This is a genomic window from Rhodopseudomonas sp. (assembly GCF_048594845.1).
In the GTDB taxonomy this organism is placed as follows: Bacteria; Pseudomonadota; Alphaproteobacteria; order Rhizobiales; family Xanthobacteraceae; genus Rhodopseudomonas.
Window position 1 is genome coordinate 1 of sequence record NZ_JBMDXE010000107.1, and the last position, 19,725, is coordinate 19,725.

Genomic DNA, 19,725 nt, shown 5'->3' on the forward strand with positions numbered 1-19,725 from the left:
GACGGAACACCAGCACGTTCGGGATAGCGCGCAGCGAAGCGACGTGCTCGACCGGCTGATGCGTCGGACCGTCTTCGCCGAGACCGATCGAGTCGTGGGTCATCACATGGATGACGCGCACGCCCATCAGCGCTGCAAGCCGGATCGCCGGCCGGCTGTAGTCCGCGAAGACCAGGCAGGTGCCGCCGACGGGACTGAAGCCGCCATGCAGCGCGATGCCGTTCATCGCCGCCGCCATGCCGAATTCGCGAATGCCGTAGTGCAGATAGTTGCCGCCGAACGCGCCCGGCTTCACCGAGGCGGAGCCCTTGGCCTGCGTCAGGTTGGAATGCGTCAGGTCGGCCGAGCCGCCGAGCAGGTTCGGCGACGCCGGCACCAGCGCATTGATGGTGAGCTGCGACGCCTGACGGGTGGCGATCGATGGCTTCTCGGTCGCGAAGCCGGCGATCAACGCCTTCAGTGCCGACTCGTAGTCGGCCGACAGCTTGCCGGCGAGGTTGTTCTCGAAGCCAGCGCGGGTGGCGGCATCGAGCGCGCCGAGCCGCTGCGTCCAGCCCTGATGCGCCGCCTTGCCGCGGCTGCCGGCTTCGCGCCAGCGGGCGAGAATGGCATCCGGCACTTCGAACGCCGGATACGGCCAGTTCAGCGCGGCGCGCGTCTTCTCGATTTCCTCGGCGCCGAGCGGCGCACCATGCGCCTTCTCAGTGCCTTCCACCTTCGGCGAGCCAAAGCCGATCTTGGTACGACAGGCGATCAGCGACGGGCGGTCGCTCGCCTTGGCGGCTTCGATCGCCGCCGCCACCGCGTCGGGATCATGACCGTCGACGCGGGTCGTCGTCCAGCCCGACGCCGCGAAGCGCGCCAGCTGATCGTCCGAGCAGGACAGCGAGGTGTTGCCGTCGATCGAGATATGGTTGTCGTCCCACAGCACGATCAGCTTATTCAGCTTGAGGTGGCCGGCCAGCGAGATCGCCTCGTGGCTGACGCCTTCCATCAGGCAACCGTCACCGGCGATCACGTAGGTGTAGTGATCGACGAGCGCGTCGCCGTAGCGGGCGTTCATCATGCGCTCGGCGAGCGCCATGCCGACCGAGGTGGCGAGGCCCTGGCCGAGCGGGCCGGTGGTGGTCTCGACGCCTTGCGTATGGCCGTATTCGGGATGGCCGGCGGTCTTCGAGCCCCACTGCCGGAACGCCTTGATCTCGTCGATCGTCATCTCTGGATAGCCGGTCAGATGCAGCAGCGCATACAGCAGCATCGAGCCGTGGCCGGCCGACAGCACGAAGCGGTCGCGATCCGGCCAGGCCGGGTCAGCCGGGTCGAATTTCAGGAAGCGGGTGAACAGGACGGTGGCGACGTCGGCCATGCCCATCGGCATGCCGGGGTGGCCGGACTTCGCCTTCTCCACCGCGTCGATGGCGAGGAAGCGGATCGCGTTCGCCATGTCGCGATGGCTGACCTGATCGTGGAGTTCGCGTGCGGGGATATTCAAGCCAGCCTCCCGGGCATGGAGTTACAAAGATTCGTCATTTCACGCCGCGCTTGCGGTCGATCAGTTGCATGATCAGCGGCGTCAGGATCAGCTGCATCGCCAGATCGAGCTTGGCGCCGTGGATCACGATCGAGTTGGCGCGCGACATGAAGCTGCCCTGGATCATCGACAGCAGATAGGCGAAGTCGATGCCGCGCGGGTTCTTGAACCGGATCACCACCATCGATTCGTCGGCGGTCGGGATCCAGCGTGCGATGAACGGGTTCGAGGTATCGACCGTCGGCACGCGCTGGAAGTTGATGTCGGTCTCGGCGAATTGCGGCACGATGTAGTGCACGTAGTCGGGCATGCGGCGCAGGATGGTGTCGGTCACCGCCTCGGTGGAGTAGCCGCGCGCCGCGCGGTCGCGGTGCAGCTTCTGAATCCATTCGAGGTTGATCACCGGCACAACGCCGATCTTCAGATCCGCGTGCTGCGCGACATTGACCTTGTCGGTGATGACTGCGCCGTGCAAGCCTTCGTAGAACAACAGATCGGACTGCGGATCGAGATCGCGCCAGCCGGTGAAGTTGCCGGGCGGCACGCCGTGCAGCGCGGCTTCCTCGTCGTCGTGCACGTAGTGCCGGGTGCGACCGGTGCCCTTCTCGGCGTAGTCGCGGAAAGTCTGTTCCAGCTCCTCGAACAGATTGGTCTCGGGGCTGAAATGGCTGAAGTGGCGATTCCCGCGCTCCGCTTCCTCGGCCATCTTGTTGCGCATGTCGATGCGATTGTAGCGATGGAACGCGTCGCCTTCGATGAAGGCGGCGTTGACGTTCTCGCGGCGGAAGATCTGCTCGAACGTCTTCTTCACCGAGGTCGTGCCGGCGCCGGAGGAGCCGGTGATGGAAATGATCGGATGCTTGCGGGACATGAGGATGTACTTCCAGACGGACTGAGAAATCAGACGCGGAACAGGCCGCGACGGCCGAACAGCGGCGCGGTGCGCGCGGCGGCGCTCGGATCGGTGTGCAGCAGCTCGATGCGATTGACCTTGTCGATCGACCCCATGATCAGCGGCGAGCGCTGATGGATGGCGCGGGCGGTGAGATCGAGCACGCGCTCGCGTCCGGTCGAGGCGCCGCCGCCGGCCTGCTCCATCACGAAGGCCATCGGATGGGTTTCGTACAGCAGCCGCAGCCGGCCCTCGCCGTAGCCGGGGCGCTGATCGGCTGGATACAGAAACACCCCGCCGCGGGTGAGGATGCGATAGGCTTCGGCGACCAGCGAGCCGATCCAGCGCATGTTGAAGTCCTTCGCGCGCGGGCCGTCGGCGCCTGCCAAGCACTCGTCGACGAAGTCGCGCACCGGCTGCTCCCAGTGGCGATGGTTGGAGGCGTTGATGGCATATTCAGCGGTGTCGGCCGGCACCTTCACCCGCTCGCGGATTAGCCGATATTCTTTGGCCTGGCGGTCGAGCGTGAAGATGTCCACGCCCTCGCCGAGCGTCAGCACCAGCGAGGTCTGCGGGCCATAGACCACGAAGCCGGCGGCCAGCTGGCTGCTCCCCGGCGCGCTGAACGGCGCCACGTCCGCCTCGTTGGGAATGATCGAGAAGATCGTCCCGACCGTCATGTTGGTGTCGATGTTCGACGAGCCGTCGAGCGGATCGTAGGCGATCGAGATCGGCGCCTGGGCGTCGCCCATCACCAGCGTGTCGGACTCTTCGGAGGCGAGCGCCGCATAGGGCACGTCCTTGAGCGCCGCGATGATGGCTTCGTCAGCCTTGACGTCGAGATCCTTCTGGACGTCGCCGTCGGCATTACTTCCGCCGTGCGCCGCGCCGGTGATGCCGGCCAGCGCACCCTGGCCGATCAATTCGGAAATACCGACCGAAGCACCGGCGATCGCACCGACCGCCGCCGCGACGGCTCGCTTCCGCGGATCCGTCCCATAGGACTCCAACAGACGTGAGAGCGTCTGACCCTGATCCATGATTGTCCCCCACAACGAAGCCTGACTTGCCATCCCTCCGGCTTCGGTGCCGGGAGCTTGTGAGCCGAAGGGCGACATAAGCAAAGCTTGAATTTCCTTGGTACCACCTCAGGAATTTTTATATTCCGACGAACGCAACCGCACATGGGTACCGCAGACACGGCGGGGCGTGACCGATCCTGCACACTTAGTCGAACGCCGCCGTGATTTAGATCAGAATAAATGCCCTGAAATCGCGCAGACGGCGAAATCAATCAGCGCCGCAACCCCGACTTAGACTTTCGCATCACCCTCCGCCGGCTCGCGCGAGGTTCGACGATCTCTCGCCCCCTCCACTTGACGCTTCCGCGGCTTCTCTGAAACATACGAAAGTTCAAACGAAATAGAGCCGTGAGGATCAAGGCGGGAATGCCCCCTCGCGGAGCCCAAGGGGGGAGACGACATGACTGAGGCAGTGATGGCCGGCGCCGAGCCGTTCGTGTTCGACGGCAACAAGACCGGCGTGCTGGTGTTGCACGGATTTACCGGTAGCCCGCAAAGCATGCGCTATCTCGGCGAGCGTCTCGGCGAACGCGGCTATTCGATCCTCGGCCCCCGCCTGCCCGGCCACGGCGTGTCGCCGGCCGCGATGGCCAAGACCGCTGCCAACGACTGGGTCGCCTGCGCCGAAGACGCGCTCCTCGAACTCTCCGCAAAATGCGACAAGGTGTTCGTCACCGGCCTGTCGATGGGCGGTACGTTGTCGCTGTATCTGGCCGCTGCGCACCCCGACAAGGTCGCCGGCGTGATCCCGATCAATGCCGCCGTGCAGGTCGATTCACCCGACATGGCGGGCGTGGCGTTCGCCCGCAACATGCCGGAGTTCGTCCCCGGCATCGGCTCCGACATGATGGATACGTCGGTGAAGGAGCTGGCCTACGACCAAGTGCCGGTGACCTGCTTCAAGCAGGTGATCGGGCTGGCCGCGGCGGCGCGCGCGATGCTGCCGAAGATCACCTGCCCGACCTTCGTGATCAATTCGCGGGTCGACCACGTGCTGAAGCCGCACAACGCCACGATCATCGCCAGCCATGTCGGCTCCGACCGCGTCGAACTACTGTGGCTCAACAACTCGTATCACGTGGCGACGATCGACAACGACAAGGACCTGATCGCCAGCGAACTGCACAGCTTCGTGCAGCGCAATCTCTGACGCCGTCACAGCCGCGCTTGCAGCACCTGACTGATCTCGTCGTCGGTCAGCACGATCGGATTGGTCTTCATGCTGGAGCCGCGGCTCGCCGCGACGATGCGGTCGACGTCCCCTGCGGCGACGCCGAGCGACGTCAGCGTCGGCAGCGCCAGGCGTTGCGTCCATTGCTCCAGCGTCGCGACGAGGGCGTCGCAATCCTGCTCGGCGCTGGCGCCGTCGCGGCCGGACAGCAGCCGGCCGATATCCGCGTATTTCGCCAGCGCGACTGACTGCGGCGCCCGCGCGCGCAGCGCCGCGATGTTGATCCGCGTGGCTGCGGCGAGCAGCGTGCCGCACACCACGCCATGGCCGATCGGGAAGTATGCGCCGAGCGGCGAAGCCAGCCCGTGCACCGAGCCCAATCCTGTCTGCGCCAGGCAGATGCCGGATTGAAGCGATGCGTAGGCCATCCGCGACATCGCTTCGGTCGCGCCGCCGCCGCCATCGTACCACGCCAGCAAACCATCGCGCGCCGCGCGCAGGCCGGACAACGCCAGCGCGTCGGTGAATTCATTGGCGCCGGTCGAGACGTAGGACTCCAACAATTGCGTCAGCGCATCCATGCCGTTGGCGGCGATCAGCGCCGGCGGGCAGCCGGCGAGTAGCTCCGGATCGACCAGCGCGATCTCGGCGACCAGCGCCTCGTCGCGGAACGACTTCTTGAAGCCGGCCTTGCCGTGGCGCGACAGCACCGCGTTCTTGGTTGCTTCGGACCCGGTGCCGGCCGTGGTCGGAGCCGCGATGAACGGTGTCGCCGGGCCGCGATAGGGCAGCTCCGGGCCGACGCCTTCGAGATGGTCCATTACCGAATTACCGGGCTTCAGGAGCCCCGCGATCGCCTTGGCGGCATCGAGCGCGCTGCCGCCGCCGAGGCCGATCACCACGTCGATGGCGGCGCCCTTGAACTGGCGCACGGCGTCGTCAACGAGCTCCGGCGACGGCTCGCCGCTGACGACCCCGCGCTCGCAGCTCAGCCCGCGCGCGGCCAGCGACACCAGCAGCGGCGCCGCGTAAGGCGCGGCATCGAAGGAATGTGCGCCGGTGACCAGCAGTACACGGCGGCCATAGCGCGCAGCGAGGTCGGGCAGTTTGGCGATCGCGCCGGCGCCGAACTGGATGCGGGGCAGACGGGCGATCGAGAAGGGAGAGATCATCACGCGCTCGGATCAGGTCCGCGCATCAGCCGCGCGGCTCGGTCAACACCGGCGCGAGGGCTCGCGCCGCGCCGCTCTGGGGCGGCGCGGACGAAGACTAGCAGGTTCGACGTGGCGGCCGCTACGGCGCGAGATATTGCAGCAGCCGGGGATCGTTGCGCACCTCGTCGGCGGTGCCGGTGAGCGCAACGCGACCGCGGTCGAGCACATAAGCGCGGTCGGCGACGCGCAGCGCCAGATCGAGGTGCTGCTCGACGATGATGACGGCGATCTCCTTGGCCAGCGCCACCAGCCGGTCGGTGATCTCCTCGATCACGCCGATCCAGACGCCCTCGGTCGGCTCGTCGAGAAGCAGCACGCGCGGCTCCGACAGCAGCGCGCGGCCGATCGCCAGCATCTTGCGCTCGCCGCCGGACAGCGTGCCAGCGGCCTGATCGAGCCGCTGGCCGAGCTTGGGAAACATCTCCAGCACACGATCGACCGCGCGGCTGTCTTTATTCGTCAGCGCCCCGACCGCGAGATTGTCGCGGATCGACAGCCGCGCGAACACCGGATGGTCCTGCGGTACATAGCCGAAGCCGGCGCGGATGCGCTGCTCGGTCGGCAGCTTGGTGACGTCGCGCGCATCGAGCGACACCTGGCCGCGCTTGACCGGCAGCTCGCCCATGATGGCCTTCATCAGCGTGGTCTTGCCGGCGCCGTTGCGGCCCAGAATGGCAACGCCGCCGCGCCACGGCGCCGACATCGACACGCCGAACAGCACCTGACTGCGGCCGTAGCCGGCATCGAGATCGCGGATATCGAGATAATGATCGTCAGGCACGGCGCAGATACACCTCTTGAACCTTCGGGCTCGCCTGGATCTGCTCGATCGAGCCGGTGTCGAGCACAGCCCCCTGATCCAGCACGGTGAGCCGATCGCAGATGTCGCGGATGAAATCGAGATCGTGCTCGACGATGACCAGCGAGCAGCGCGACTTGATCGGCTGCAGCAATTCGCCGGTGACGCGACGTTCCTCGAGGCTCATGCCGCCGGTCGGCTCGTCGAGCAGCAACAGCTTCGGCTCGGGCGCCAGCGCCATCGCGATTTCCAGCCACTGCTGCTGACCGTGCGACAGCGCCGCCGCGGGCTCGGCGGCCCGATCGACCAGGCGGAACTGCTCGAGCATCGCCATCACCTTGTCGTGCAGCAGGCCGCGGGTGCGCGAGAACATCAATTTCCCGAGCGCGGTCTGGCCCTGCAACGCCAGCAGCACGTTGTCGTAAAGCGTCAGCGCCGGCAGCACGCTGGTGATCTGGAATTTCAGGCTCATGCCGGCGCGGGCGCGCTCGGCCGGCGACGCCGCCGTGATGTCGTTGCCGTCGAACGTAACGCGCCCCTCGGTCGGCACTTCGGAGCCGGCGATGCACTTCAGCATCGTGCTTTTGCCGGAGCCGTTCGGCCCGATCAGCCCGTGGAACTCATTGGGCTGAACGATCAGTTCGGCGCCGTTGAGCGCGGTGAGCTTGCCGAAGACCTTGATCAGGCCCCGGGCCTCAAGCAGCGCCATGGCCGCGCTCCTTCTTGCCGGCCGCCGGCGGGCGCCCGAAATTGCCGATGCGCTCGCGCTCGCTGAGAACCAGACTGATCAGTCCGGCCGGACGGAACAGGATCACCGCCAGCATCAGGCAGCCCAGAATGATCGGCCAGATGTCCTGATAGTTGTTCGACAGCCAGAACGACACCAGCTCGATCACCACAGTGCCGATGACCGCGCCGATCAGCGTGCCGGAGCCGCCGAACAGCACGTACAGCACCACCTGGGTGGACATCACCACACCTAGCATGTTGGGCCAGACGAACCCCTCGTGGAACGCATAGAGGCTTCCGGCGAGACCGGCGATGGCGCCGCCGAGCGAGAAGATGATCGCCTTGATGTGCTGAACCTTGTAGCCGAAGAACGCGATGCGCTGCTCGTTCTCGCGCAAGCCCGCCAGCGCCAAGCCGAATTGCGACCGCACCAGGAAGCGGCAGCCGACATAGACTATGAACAGGATCGCCAGCACGAAGTAGTAGAAGACCGGCCCCTCGGTCAGATCATAACTGCCGATATGCATCGGCGGGATCGACGGGATGCCGTTCTGGCCGCCGAGATAGTACCAGCCGCGCGCCAGACGGTCGAATGCGTAGGAGCCCGTGAGGGTGCCGAGCGACACGAAGATGACGCTCGACGGATTGCGGCCGAGCAGCAAAAAGCCGCCGATCAAGAGCGCGATCGCAAACCCGACCAGCACGCCCGCCGGGATCACCAGCAGCATCGAGGTGATGTCGAGATCGCGCGCCAGCAGCGCCACGCCATAGCCAGCCGAGCCGAAGAACACTGCCTGGCCGAAACTCATGATGCCGGAATAGCCCCACACCAGATCGAACGACAGCGCGAACAGGCACAGGATCAGCACGCGCGTGCCGAACACCGTGAGATAATCCTGCAGCACCAGCGGCAGCAGCAGCCCGATCGCGAGCAGCGTCAGCTCGATGATCGGCAGTACCTTGCGGCGGCGAGCGCGCGGCACGGCGACCGGCGCGAGAGTCGAAGTAGCTTCCGTCATCGATCCGCCAGGGTGAGGAACAATCGGGGCGTATGATTATAAGCAAGACGCGTGCCCCCTGCTCCCTCGCCCCGCTTGCGGGGAGAGGGCTGGGGTGAGGGGGCGCCCCCGCGAGTCGCAGACGCTCGGCCGCGCCGAGGCCCCCCCTCACCCGCCGCGCACGAGCGCGCCGACCGCCCCCCGCAAGCGGGGAGAGGTGCCGGCCGTGCGTGGGGAGAGGGCAGAGGCCGACCCGCCATCAGCACTCCTTCGGGTCGACCAGACCCTTGCTGCGCTCGACGATCTCGTAATTGCCGTTCTTGGCGACCGCCGTGTACATGTTCATCTTGCAGTGGCGCTTGCCGGGGACCATCTCGGCCGGGCCGCCGGGGCCTTCGGCGATCTTGGCGTGATCGAGCGCCGCGGCGACGCCGTCGCGGTCGACCTTGCCGGCCTCCTTGACGGCCGCTTCCCACAGCTTGAGGCCGCGATAGGTGCCGGTGGCGGCGCTGCCGGCGGCGAACAAGAAGGTGCCAGGGAAGGCCTTGTCGTATTCGGCCTGGATCTTGGCGCTGACCGGATCGTCCTTGGCGACCGCCTTGAAGTAGTCGAGGCAGCTCGCGAGGCCTTCGATCTCGGCCGGCTGATTGATGCCGAGCGTGTTCTCGTCATAGTACACGCAGGCCAGACGGCCGCCGTTCTTGAGGAAGCCGGCTTCGTAAAGCTGCTTGAAGAACGGCCCGACGCCCGGCGGGATGATGGTGTTGAACACCACGTCGACCTTGTTGGAGATGATGCGGTTGACGGTCGACGAGAAATCGATCTGGTCGAGCGGATAGTACTCCTCGAGCACGACCTCGCCGCCATTGGCCTCGATCACCTTGCGGGCGTAGGCATTGAGCGTGTGCGGCCAGACGTAGTTGGCGCTCGGCAGCGCGAACTTCTTGCCGCCGTTCTTGATCAGCCACGGAATGAATTCGTCGCACTGCTGCGCCGGGGTCGGGCCGGTGCAGAACAGATTGGCGGTGCATTCCTTGCCTTCGTAAAGCTGCGGATAGATGTAGAGCGTCTTGCCGCGCGAGACGATGACGTCCTTGATGGCGTTGCGCATCGACGAGGTAACGCCGCCCAGCACCATATCGACCTTGTCGCGCTGGATCAGCTTGCGGACGTTGCCGACCGCGACCGCTTCGTTCGAGGCGGTGTCCTCGATGTAGAGTTCGAGCGGCCGGCCGAGCAGGCCGCCGGCGTCGTTGATCTGCTTGATCACCATCTTGGCGACGTTGGCATCGGCGTTGCCCGCATAGCCGATCGGGCCTGTGAGGTCGGTGGCGATACCGACCTTGATCGGGCCGGCCGCCGCATTCGCCCAGCCGGCCGGGACAACCCAGCTGCCGACGCCGGTGGCAATCGCGGTGCCGGCGAAAGCGAAGTTGGAGAGGAAACGGCGTCGGTTGAGCTGGAAGTTGGAGTCGCTGGACATCAGGCTAGATCCCTTTTCCCGAAACGAGGCCCTGCGGCCGGAACTTGATGAAGATGATCGCGAGCACGAAGACGAGGACGTCGGCGATCACCGGCTGGATCACCCAGGGCAGCGCCGCGGACAGCGTGCCGATGATACCGGCGCCGGCGACCGGCCCGGCGAACGATCCGATGCCGCCGACCATCACGGCGACGAAGCCCTGGATCAGGAAGCGCAGGCCGAGATCGGCGAACAGCGAGAAAACCGGCACGATCAGCGCGCCAGCCAGGCCGGCCAGCGCCGCGCCGAACGCGAAGGTGGCGCCGTAGATCGCATTGGTGGAGATGCCGGAGGCGCGGGCCAGCGCCGGATTTTCCAGCGAAGCCCGGACGCGCAGGCCGAACGAGGTGCGCGACAGCAGCAGATAGCTCGCCACCATCACCAGCGCGGTGACGACGATGATCACCAGCCGCCAGGTCGAGAAATGCATCGAACCAAGCGCGACCGAACCGCCGATCGGCTCCGGCACCGAGATATACAGACCGCCGATCAGGCCCCGGACGATCTCGCGGATGATCAGGCCGAGCGCGTATGTGCCGAGCATCGCGACGATCGGTGCGGCGTAGAATCGTCTGACGATCAATCGTTCGAGCACGAAGCCGAGTGCACCGACCACGAACGGAGCGGCTAGCATGCCGGTCCAGACCGGCAGACCCGCCGTGTGCGCCAGATAGGTGATGTAGGCGCCGAGCAGGACGAACTCGCCCTGCGCGAAGTTGAAGATCCCCATCATGCTGGCGATGATTCCGAGGCCCAGCACCACCAGCACCACGATGGCGCCGAAACTCAGAATCTCGAACAGGGCGACGAGCAGATTTTCCATTCGACCTTTACCGGATGGAGGAGCGAGCGTTGATGCGCGCGGGCGATCCGGAACGTCGGGACGCGGCGTTCCGGATCATGCGCCTCACATCTTCTTCCAATCGCCGGCCTGCTCGAACGCATGCGCGGCGCGGTAGATGGTCGGTTCGTCGAAATGCTTGCCGACCAGCATCATGCCAACCGGCAGGCCATCGACCATGCCGCACGGCACCGACATCGCCGGATGATGGGTGATATCGAACGGCGCGGTGTTGCTGATCATTTCGAAGGCGCGACCGACGACTTCCTCGCGGCTGGCGCCCGGCGCCGGCAGCGGAGTCGCCTTCATCGGCGTCGTCGGCATCAGCAGCAGATCGTAATTCGCCAGCGCCGCGTCGTACGCCGCGGTGATGCGGCGGGAGATGTTGACGGCCTTGCCGTAGTAGCGCGGCCCGAAGCCGTTGTTGATATAGGTCCCGAGCATCAGGAACAGCTTGGTCGTCTCGGACAGCGAATCCGCCTGGTCGCGCCAGCCGCGATGCGCCTTCATCAGCGCGGTCGAATACAGATCCGCGCGGCTGAGGCCGTAGCCGTCTCCGAACATCATGGTCTGGGCGATGCCCTCGGCGCCGATCGGCGTCCACACGGCGCCCGCAAGAAGATGCGCCGGGATCGAGATTTCCTCGACGGTCGCGCCCAGGCTGGCGAGCCGCTTGGCGGCCTCGCGGACGCTTTCGTTCACCGCGGTCTCGGCGCCGGCCTGTTCGAAGCCTTCCTTGACGATGCCGATCTTCATGCCCTTGACGCCTTGGCCGAGCGCCTTGGTGTACTCATGCACGATCGGCGCGCGGATGCGGGGATCGTAACCGTCGTCACCGGCCAGTACTTCGAGCAACAGCGCGTTGTCGGCCACCGAAGCGGTCATCGGGCCAGTGTGGTCGACGAAGACTTCGATCGGCATGATGCCGGTGTAGGGCACGAGGCCCCAGGTCGGCTTCATGCCGTAGGTGCCGCTGAACGACGACGGCATGCGGATCGATCCGCCCTGATCGCCGCCGATCGCCATGTCGGCCTCGCCGAGCGCGACGACCACGGCGCTACCCGACGACGAGCCACCGGCCGAATAGCCCATCTTATGCGGATTGTGCACCGGGCCGTTGGAGCCGGTGTGGCTGCCGCCCGAGATGCAGAAGTGCTCGCAATGCGTCTTGCCGAGGATCTCGCCGCCGGCGTCGAGAATGCGGGTGACGATGGTGGCGTCGAAGTCCGGCATGAAGCCTTCGAGCGTCGAGGAGCCATTCATCATCGGCACGCCGGCCAGCATGATGTTGTCCTTCAGCGCGATGGTCTTGCCCTTCAGCTTGCCGGAGGCAGCGCCCTTCACACTCGATTTGCGATACCAGGCGTTGCGCGGATTTTCTTCGGCACCCGGCGTATAGCCGGGCGTGCGCGGATACTTCACCAGCGGCACTTCGTCCGGCAGCATCGCCACGACATTGTAGGCGTCGACCGACGGCTGCATCAGGGCGCGGAACGACGCCACATCCTCGTCGGTGAGGGCCAGGCCGCACTGATCGGCGACATCGAGAAGCTGCGTGGGGGTGGGAAGCGAGACTGCCAAGATCGATCTCCTGCGCGTGAACCTATCGACGGCACCGGTCCGGGGACGACCGGCCGCGACCCGCGGGGCCGCTGCGTCATATTGTTACTACATACAGAAATATTTTCTATTTCAAGTATTATTTTGAGAGGCCGTGGCGGCGACGTCAAGCCCGGCTCAGAAGGCGCGGATCAGCTTGAAGTCGAGACCGTCCGCCTGGGCGAGATGGATACCCATCCGCGCGCTACCGTCGCGGATCGTCACCGGACCGCGGGCGCCGTGATAGACGATGTTCTTGCCGGCCGAGAGCAGCGCCCGCGGCGCCAGCGTCTGGGCCTTCTGGGCGATGGCCTCGAGAAACCGCAGGCCTTCGTAGTTGGACTGACCGACCGACCCGACCGGCGGCGCGGTCGAGCCGAAGGCGCGGACGTAGGAGGCCCGGAATTCGTCGTTCTCCAGCGAATCCTGGCAACCGAAATAGCCGGACGCACAGAACAGATTCTCTGTAGCGTCGGCACCGATCCCGAGCAGCACCGTCTCGTCCATCGCACCGGCGAGCCGCAGCACACGCCCGGCAAGCCCGCATTCGGCAAAGGCGCGATTGAAGGTGACGCTGTCGGTGCCGATCAGCGAAATCAGCACCACATCGGGCCGCGCGGCGCGGATTCGCGCCAGATGCCGCTCGTGATTGTCCTCGCCGAGCGGGACGAACTCCTCGCCCACCACCTGCCCGCCGGCGTTCTTGATGTAGGTCTTGACCGCGCGGTGCGACAGCCACGGCCAGACATAGTCGCTGCCGATCAGATACCAGCGCTTGGCGTGCTTGACCTGGGTGAGCCAGTCGATCGCCGGCCGGCTCTGCCAGCGCGGCGTCTCGCCGATCGTCAGCACACCCGGCGCGCGCTCGCCGCCTTCATAGACGGGCGTGTAGATGTAGGGGACGCGGCCGCGGATGGCATTGCGCAGCGCAACGCGGACCGCGCTGATATGCGAGCCCATCACAATGTCGACGTCTTCGTCCTCGACCGCCCGGGCGACGCGTTGCGCCACCTCCTCGATCGGACCGCCGGCGTCGTACATCACCAGCTCGATTTCGCGGCCGAGCAGGCCGCCGCGCTTGTTGATCTCGGCGGCGGCGAGCAACGAGGCGTTGCAGCAGGCCGGTCCCCACAGGCCGGGGGCGCCCTGGAAGGTGACGAAGTTGCCGATCCGCAGCTTGCTACGGGCCCGCCGGGCCGCTGCGCCAAGGCCATCGCCGGGACAATCGATCCATGCCGCATCGTCGAGCGAAGACACCCGATCAAGCACGCTCAGTGGCGGCGGAACGGCCGCACCGTTTCCGAGATCCCCGATCGAGAGCACACCCTCTCCTGACTATTGGCGCGGGCATCCTGCGAAAGTCCTGTCCGCACGAGGAGGAATGCTATTCGAAAATATTGAACTTTCAAGAATTGATGTGCATATAGATGCAGCAAACGCAGCACGCGATTCATTCATTTCGAACGACGAAGTCTCCATCGTGGCCAAATCGCCCAGCCGCAACCCGCCGATCACCGAACACCTCGCCTATCTGCTCGCCCAAGCCAACCGGGAGATCAACCGGCAGCTTGAGGCGCGGCTGCGCGACGAGAACGTGCCGGTCGAGCAGTGGCGCATCCTCAAGGTGCTGTCCGACGGCAAGGGCCACTCGATGGGCGAACTCGCCGATGAAGTGCTGCTCAATCACCCGACGCTGACCAAGATGATCGACCGCATGGTGTCGGACTCGCTGGTGTATCGGGCGCAGGATCCGGAAGACCGTCGCAAGGTCCTGATGTACAGCTCCGAGCGCGGCAAGGCGCTGACGCAGCGCCTCAACGCGCTGGCGCTGAGCCAGGAAGCGCATATCGCCGAAAGCTACGGCGACAAGGCGACGGCGGAGCTGAAGCGGCTGCTGGAAAGCCTGATCGACGCGGCCACCTGAGAAGCCGCGATCCGGCGCGCGGGCGCGCCTCTTAAAACCGGTTTCCCGCAATTGCTATCCGACCGACCTGTCGCAGCCGAGGGTTAGGAACCCGGGAGGGCGTATGGCTTTGCACTGAGGCCGACATGGCAACAGGAGCAGACGATGACGCCCCAAAACCGCACCGACGATCAGGCCGAGCGCGAGCGCATTCAGCGCAAACAGGGCGTCCACCACATGCCGCCGCGCCCCGAAGATTGGCCCGCCGCTCGACGACACCGACCGCAACTCCGACAAGGTGATCAAGCCGTCACGACGGCCGTAGCGTCGAAGGCACGGCCTTTCCCCGTCATTGCGAGCGAAGCGAAGCAATCCAGCGTCTGGCACCGGGCTGGATTGCTTCGCTGCGCTCGCAATGACGAGATCTTGAAGCCCTAAAGCCTTACTACTTCGTCCCCAGCAGCGTCGTGTAGCTCGCCGGAATCCAGGCGAAGCGGTCGCCTGAGGGCACGATGTGGCCTATGCCGGGGAACGCGATATGCGCGGCGGCGATCCAGGTGCCGGTCGTCGCCGCGTCGGCGAAAATCGCCTTGCGCTCAGCTTCGGCGGCGAACGGATCGCTGTCGTAGGTCAGCGTGATCGCCGGATTACGAAACTGGATCGGCGCGACGTGGACGAGGTCGCCCCACACCAGCAGGCGCTGACCGTCGCTGCTGACTTCGTATGAAGTGTGGCCCGGCGTATGGCCAGCGGTCGGGATCGCGCGGATGCCCGGCAACAAGGGCTCGCCGTCCTTGAACGGCTTCAGCCGCCCTGACTCCTGATACGGCTTCAGCGACGCGCGGTCGCCTTCGAACATCGACTTGAGGAACGCCGGCGCCTTGCCCTCGCTCGCTGGGTCCAGCCAGTAATCGACATCCTTCTGGTTCACGCGAATGATCGCATTGGCGAAGGCGGGTTTGCCGTGCGGCGCGATGCCGCCGACGTGGTCGGCATGCAGATGGGTCAGGTAGATCTCGTCGACCTGCTCAGGCTTGTAGCCGGCCGCCCGTAGATTCTCGATCAGATGGCCGCAGCACTCACCGTAGAGGCTGCCCGCGCCGCTGTCGATCAGCACGAGCTTATCGCCAGTGTTGATCAGGAACGCATTGATCGCGCCCTCCAGCGGGATCGACAGCCGCTCCGCGGCCAGCAGCGCCTCGGCTTCGCCCGGATGCGTCTCGGACAGCTGCACCGCGTGCCGCTTGCCGTCGGCATCCGTTTCGTTGCGCAGCATCACCTTGTTGACGGGGAACGTATGCGTGCCGTCGAGCAGCGCGGTGATCTCGAACTGGCCGAGCATCATCCGATAGTAACCGGGCGCCTGGGTGCGCACCTGCGGCGCGGCGGCCGGCGCCGCTGCGATGGCCAGCATCGACAGCGACAGACCGCGCAGCATGGTCTTGATCGATTTCATCTGCGTCTCCCTGCGGGGCGAGGTCTAGTTGCGTGCCGCTTTGACGTCCTGGGCCGCGACGCGGCCGGGCTTGCCGCCGAAATGGCCGATCACGTAGTTGGCGACCGCCGCGATTTCGTCGTCGGAGTAAGCCGCCGCGAACGCCGGCATCGCGCCAGTCGGCGAACTGACGGCGACGCCTTGCAGCACGGTGCGGATGACGTTGATGCCTTCGACGTCGTTGACGCTGCGCGCGCCGCGCAGCGACGCGTTGCCGGTCTGCCGGCCGTTGCCGTCCCAGCCGTGACAGCTGGCGCAGGCCGATGCGAAGACGCGCTGCCCCGTCGGATCGCCGCCGCTGCTGCCGCCGGGCAACCAGGGTGCGGCGCTCGCCAGCGTGGTCGGGTTCGGATTGACCGACGGCGACAGCGCCGAGCGCTGCGGCGGCACCGTTTTCAGATATGCGGTGATCGCCGCGATGTCCTCGCGCGGCAGACGGCCGAGGCTGAATTTGATCGCTTCCGCCATGCCGCCGGAGGCGCCGCCATGGCCCGGGGCGTGGCCGGTCGCGAGATACGCACTGATCTCCGCATCGGACCAGCGGCCGATTCCGGTCTCGGCGTCCGGCGTGATGTTGTAGGCCTTGTAGCCATCGACCACCGCGCCAGCGAACTTTTGGCTGCGCTTCATTGCGAACATCAGATTGCGCGGCGTGTGGCATTCGCCGCAATGTGCCAGCGCTTCGACCAGGTAAGCGCCCTTGTTCCATTGCGCATCGCGAGCCGGCGACGGCTGCCAGGGCTGCGTCGGCATGAACAGCAGCTTCCAGGCGCGCAGCACGAAGCGCTGATTGAACGGGAAGCTCAGCGTGTTGACCGGCTGCTGCGTCGCGACCGGCCGCAGCGTCGCGAGGTAAGCGCGGATCGCCAGCACATCGTCGGTCGAAAGCAGTGCATACGAGGTGTAGGGCAAGGCCGGGTAGAGGTCCTCGCCGGCGCGGCCGATGCCCTGATGCAGCGCGCGGACGAATTCGGCGTCTGACCATTGGCCGATGCCAGTGGCGGCGTCGGGCGTGATGTTGGTGGAGTAGATCGTGCCGAACGGCAGCTTGAAGGCACGGCCGCCGGCGAACGGCTTGCCGCCCGGCGCGGTGTGGCAGCTTTCACAATCCGCCGCCGTCGTGAGATACGCGCCGCGCGCAATCAGCGCCGCACCGGAGGGCTGGCTGGACGAGGCTGCGACTGGCGTCAGCGTCGCCGGCCAGAAGAAGAACCAGCCGGCGAGCGCGGCGGCCACGATCAAAACGGCAACGATGATAGTGAGGATGCGGGTCACGTCGCGTCCCGGGCTTTGAGCGCCGCGTTGTCGATCGGCAGCCGACGCAGCCGGACGCCGGTGGCGGCGAAGATCGCGTTGGCGAGCGCCGGCCCGGCCGACACGGTTCCGACCTCGCCGAGCCCGCCGGGCGGCTCGCGGCTGTCGACCAGATGGACTTCGACCGAGGGCGTCTCGTTGATGCGCAGCTGGCGATAGTCGTTGAAATTGCTCTGCTGCACGCGGCCATTGGCGAAGGTGATGTCGTTGAACAGCGCCGCCGACAGGCCGAACAGCACGCCGCCTTCGATCTGCGCGCGAACGATGTCGGGATTGATCAGAGTGCCGCAATCCACTGCGGCGACGGCCTTGCGCAACGTCACTTCGCCCGAAGCTGCCACCGCGACTTCGACAACCAGCGCCGCGAAGCTTCCAAAATTCTGATGCAGCGACACGCCGCGGCCGATCCGGCCGCCTTGCGGCGCGCCCCAGTTCGCCTTCTCGGTCGCGAGATCGAGCACATGCCGGGCGCGGGCGTTGTCGGCCGGCAGCAGTGCGCGGCGATAGTCGACGGGGTTGCGGCCGGCGCTATGCGCGAGTTCGTCGACAAAGCTCTCGAGCACGAACACGTTGTGGGTCGGCCCGACGCCGCGCCACCAGTTGAGCTTGATCGGCGGATCGTGCCGGACCCAATCGACCCGGATATTTGGAAACGCGTAAGGGCTGTCCCAGGAGCCGTCGACGGCGTCCTTGTCGAGCTTGCCCTGCGGCCAGCCGTTGTCGTCGAAATCCTTGCGCACGGTGCCGGAGGTGGTGCGGTGCATCCAGGCGATCGGTAGGCCGTTCGCATCGAGACCGGCGCTGAACCGGTCGTAGTAATACGGCCGGAAGCGATCGTGCCGGATGTCCTGCTCGCGCGTCCAGATAACCTTGAGCGGGTAGGAGACCTGCTTGGCAAACCGCACCGCCTGCTCGATCGTATCGGCCTGCAATCTTCTGCCGAAGCCGCCGCCAATCAGCTGATTGTGCACAGCGACCTTCTCGACCGGCAGGCCGGTGATCCGCGCCGCATGGCGCTGCGCCACCACCGGCGTCTGCGTGCCGACCCAGATGTCGCAGCCGTCCGGCCGCACATGCACCGTGGTGTTGATCGGCTCCATCGTGGCATGCGCGAGAAACGGCATCTCGTAGTCGGCATCGATCCGGCGCTTGGCTTGTGCGAACGCCGCATCGACGTCGCCGTGCTTCAGCGCCTCGATCGGCGCGACGCTCGTGGACGCTGCCTTCGCGTCCTGCCTGATGCTCTCGGATGACAGGCCGGCGTTGGCGCCGAAGTCCCAATCCAGATCCAGTGCATCGCAGCCTGTCTTGGCGGCCCAGTAATGCTCGCCCACCACCGCGACCGCGTCATCGATGCGCAGCACGTCGATCACGCCGGGCAGCCGGCGCGCCTTGGAGTCGTCCACCGCGCGCAGCGTGCCGCCCGCCACCGGGCAGATCGCCAGCACCGCCGTCTTCAAACCGGGCACGTCGATGTCGATGCCGTAGATCGCACTGCCATCGACTTTGCCGGGCGTATCGATCCGCTTCAGGCTCTTGCCGATCAGTTTGTAGTCCGCCGGCGCTTTCAGCCGCGGCTGCGTCGGGATCGGCAGCGCGGCCGCATCCGCCGCGACCTCCGCATAGGGCAACGAGCGGCCGCTCGGCGGATGCGTGATCGTGCCGTCGCGGGTGACGCACTCAGCTGCGTCGACCTGCCAGCGCTGCGCCGCCGCGGCGACCAGCATCTGGCGCGCCGCGGCGCCCGCCTGGCGTAGCGGCGTCCAGAAACCGCGGATCGACGTCGAGCCGCCGGTGAGCTGTGCCTTGAACAGCGGCTGGGCGTACAGCACGACGTCGGGCGGCGCCGCCACCGCGGTGATCTGATCGAGCCGGACGTCGAGCTCTTCGGCGAGCAGCGCCGCTTCGGCGGTATAGATGCCCTGCCCCATCTCGACGCTCGGCATCACAAGCGTGATCGCACCGGTCGGCGCGATGCGGACGAAGCCGCCGAGTTGAGCCGGCGATGGCACAACTGCTGCATCGAGCGGCGCGGCGTGCGCTTTATGGGGCCGCGCAAACGCGACCACCAGCGCGCCGGCCAGGAACGCGCGGCGCGACGGGCCGCGCGGCTGTGTTAGCTTCTCGTGAGACGCCGTCATGTCGCGGCCGCCTTGATAGCCGCACGGATCCGCACATAGGTGGCGCAGCGGCAGATGTTGCCGGCCATCGCCGCGTCGATCATGGCATCGTCAGGTTTGGCCTCGCGGCCGAGCAGCGCCGCTGCGCTCATGATCTGGCCGGACTGGCAGTAGCCGCATTGCACGACTTCGAGATCGAGCCAGGCCTGCTGCACCTTGCGGCCGGCCTCGGTCTCGCCGACACCTTCGATCGTGGTGATGGCTCGGTCGCCGACGCTGCCGACCGGCAGCACGCAGGACCGCACCGGCTCACCGCCGAGATGCACCGTGCAGGCGCCGCATTGCGCGATGCCGCAGCCGAACTTGGTGCCGCGCAGCTTGATCAGGTCGCGCAGCACCCAGAGCAGCGGCATGTCGTCCGGCGCATCCACCGCGTAGTCGCGGCCATTGACCTTGAGTGCCTGCATCGAGACTCCGTCCAGCTTACATCGCGATTATCAGCCGATGCCGCGACG

Annotated in this window: 17 protein-coding genes; 2 read left to right on the forward strand and 15 right to left on the reverse strand. The window is 66.3% G+C overall.

Features of this window, described 5'->3' with window-relative positions; all coding sequences use genetic code 11:
- The 3 genes from ACOJTD_RS06135 to ACOJTD_RS06145 form a co-directional block, all read right to left on the reverse strand.
- Window positions 1–1,492: transketolase family protein (locus ACOJTD_RS06135; protein WP_420132039.1), on the reverse strand; the 1,492-nt coding region annotated here is incomplete at its 3' end.
- A 34-nt stretch (window positions 1,493–1,526) separates the two neighbouring features.
- A complete protein-coding gene (locus ACOJTD_RS06140) occupies window positions 1,527–2,402 on the reverse strand; it encodes a phosphoribulokinase (protein ID WP_254984752.1) in 876 nt (291 codons plus the stop codon).
- A gap of 29 nt (window positions 2,403–2,431) precedes the next feature.
- Complete coding sequence (locus ACOJTD_RS06145) at window positions 2,432–3,463, reverse strand: class 1 fructose-bisphosphatase (RefSeq protein WP_420132040.1); 1,032 nt, start codon at window positions 3,461–3,463, stop codon at window positions 2,432–2,434.
- 442 nt (window positions 3,464–3,905) lie between these two features.
- On the opposite strand from ACOJTD_RS06145, the gene ACOJTD_RS06150 reads away from it, so the two are divergent.
- Window positions 3,906–4,655: an alpha/beta hydrolase gene (locus ACOJTD_RS06150; RefSeq protein ID WP_420132041.1), complete on the forward strand. Its 750-nt coding sequence runs from the start codon at window positions 3,906–3,908 to the stop codon at window positions 4,653–4,655.
- 5 nt (window positions 4,656–4,660) lie between these two features.
- Here ACOJTD_RS06150 and ACOJTD_RS06155 read toward each other — a convergent pair whose 3' ends face one another.
- The 8 genes from ACOJTD_RS06155 to ACOJTD_RS06190 form a co-directional block, all read right to left on the reverse strand.
- Window positions 4,661–5,848 (reverse strand): iron-containing alcohol dehydrogenase, encoded by a 1,188-nt coding sequence (locus tag ACOJTD_RS06155; RefSeq protein ID WP_420132042.1) that lies wholly within the window; start codon window positions 5,846–5,848, stop codon window positions 4,661–4,663.
- 121 nt (window positions 5,849–5,969) lie between these two features.
- Window positions 5,970–6,671 (reverse strand): ABC transporter ATP-binding protein, encoded by a 702-nt coding sequence (locus ACOJTD_RS06160; RefSeq protein ID WP_420132043.1) that lies wholly within the window; start codon window positions 6,669–6,671, stop codon window positions 5,970–5,972.
- Window positions 6,664–7,398 (reverse strand): ABC transporter ATP-binding protein, encoded by a 735-nt coding sequence (locus tag ACOJTD_RS06165; RefSeq protein WP_420132044.1) that lies wholly within the window; start codon window positions 7,396–7,398, stop codon window positions 6,664–6,666. Before ACOJTD_RS06165 ends, ACOJTD_RS06160 begins: the two co-directional genes overlap by 8 nt.
- Entirely contained in the window at window positions 7,385–8,437 is a 1,053-nt protein-coding gene (locus ACOJTD_RS06170) for a branched-chain amino acid ABC transporter permease (protein ID WP_420132045.1), read from the reverse strand. Before ACOJTD_RS06170 ends, ACOJTD_RS06165 begins: the two co-directional genes overlap by 14 nt.
- Before the next feature lie 238 nt (window positions 8,438–8,675).
- Window positions 8,676–9,899 (reverse strand): substrate-binding protein, encoded by a 1,224-nt coding sequence (locus ACOJTD_RS06175; RefSeq protein ID WP_420132046.1) that lies wholly within the window; start codon window positions 9,897–9,899, stop codon window positions 8,676–8,678.
- 4 nt (window positions 9,900–9,903) lie between these two features.
- Window positions 9,904–10,761, reverse strand: coding sequence for a branched-chain amino acid ABC transporter permease (locus ACOJTD_RS06180; protein ID WP_420132047.1), 858 nt, complete (start codon window positions 10,759–10,761; stop codon window positions 9,904–9,906).
- 84 nt (window positions 10,762–10,845) lie between these two features.
- The gene (locus ACOJTD_RS06185) at window positions 10,846–12,360 is read right to left on the reverse strand and encodes an amidase (protein ID WP_420132048.1); all 1,515 of its coding nucleotides are present in this window, start codon (window positions 12,358–12,360) and stop codon (window positions 10,846–10,848) included.
- A 156-nt stretch (window positions 12,361–12,516) separates the two neighbouring features.
- Window positions 12,517–13,701, reverse strand: a complete 1,185-nt coding sequence (locus tag ACOJTD_RS06190) for a substrate-binding domain-containing protein (protein WP_420132049.1) — start codon at window positions 13,699–13,701, stop codon at window positions 12,517–12,519.
- Window positions 13,702–13,858: 157 nt separating this feature from the next.
- Between ACOJTD_RS06190 and ACOJTD_RS06195 the strand changes: the two genes are divergently transcribed.
- Window positions 13,859–14,302 carry a MarR family winged helix-turn-helix transcriptional regulator gene (locus tag ACOJTD_RS06195; protein WP_420132050.1) on the forward strand — a complete coding sequence of 148 codons (444 nt, stop codon included), beginning with the start codon at window positions 13,859–13,861 and terminating at the stop codon, window positions 14,300–14,302.
- 424 nt (window positions 14,303–14,726) lie between these two features.
- On the opposite strand, the gene ACOJTD_RS06200 is transcribed toward ACOJTD_RS06195, so the two are convergent.
- Genes ACOJTD_RS06200 through ACOJTD_RS06215 form a run of 4 tightly spaced genes read right to left on the reverse strand, consistent with a single transcriptional unit; the run spans window position 14,727 to window position 19,677 of the window.
- Window positions 14,727–15,737 carry an MBL fold metallo-hydrolase gene (locus ACOJTD_RS06200; protein WP_420132051.1) on the reverse strand — a complete coding sequence of 337 codons (1,011 nt, stop codon included), beginning with the start codon at window positions 15,735–15,737 and terminating at the stop codon, window positions 14,727–14,729.
- Window positions 15,738–15,761: 24 nt separating this feature from the next.
- A complete protein-coding gene (locus tag ACOJTD_RS06205) occupies window positions 15,762–17,051 on the reverse strand; it encodes a c-type cytochrome (RefSeq protein WP_420132052.1) in 1,290 nt (429 codons plus the stop codon).
- Window positions 17,048–19,231, reverse strand: coding sequence for a molybdopterin cofactor-binding domain-containing protein (locus tag ACOJTD_RS06210; RefSeq protein ID WP_420132053.1), 2,184 nt, complete (start codon window positions 19,229–19,231; stop codon window positions 17,048–17,050). The genes ACOJTD_RS06205 and ACOJTD_RS06210 overlap by 4 nt, the downstream gene beginning before the upstream one ends.
- Complete coding sequence (locus tag ACOJTD_RS06215; RefSeq protein ID WP_420132054.1) at window positions 19,228–19,677, reverse strand: (2Fe-2S)-binding protein; 450 nt, start codon at window positions 19,675–19,677, stop codon at window positions 19,228–19,230. The genes ACOJTD_RS06210 and ACOJTD_RS06215 overlap by 4 nt, the downstream gene beginning before the upstream one ends.
- Between the last annotated feature and the right edge of the window lie 48 nt (window positions 19,678–19,725).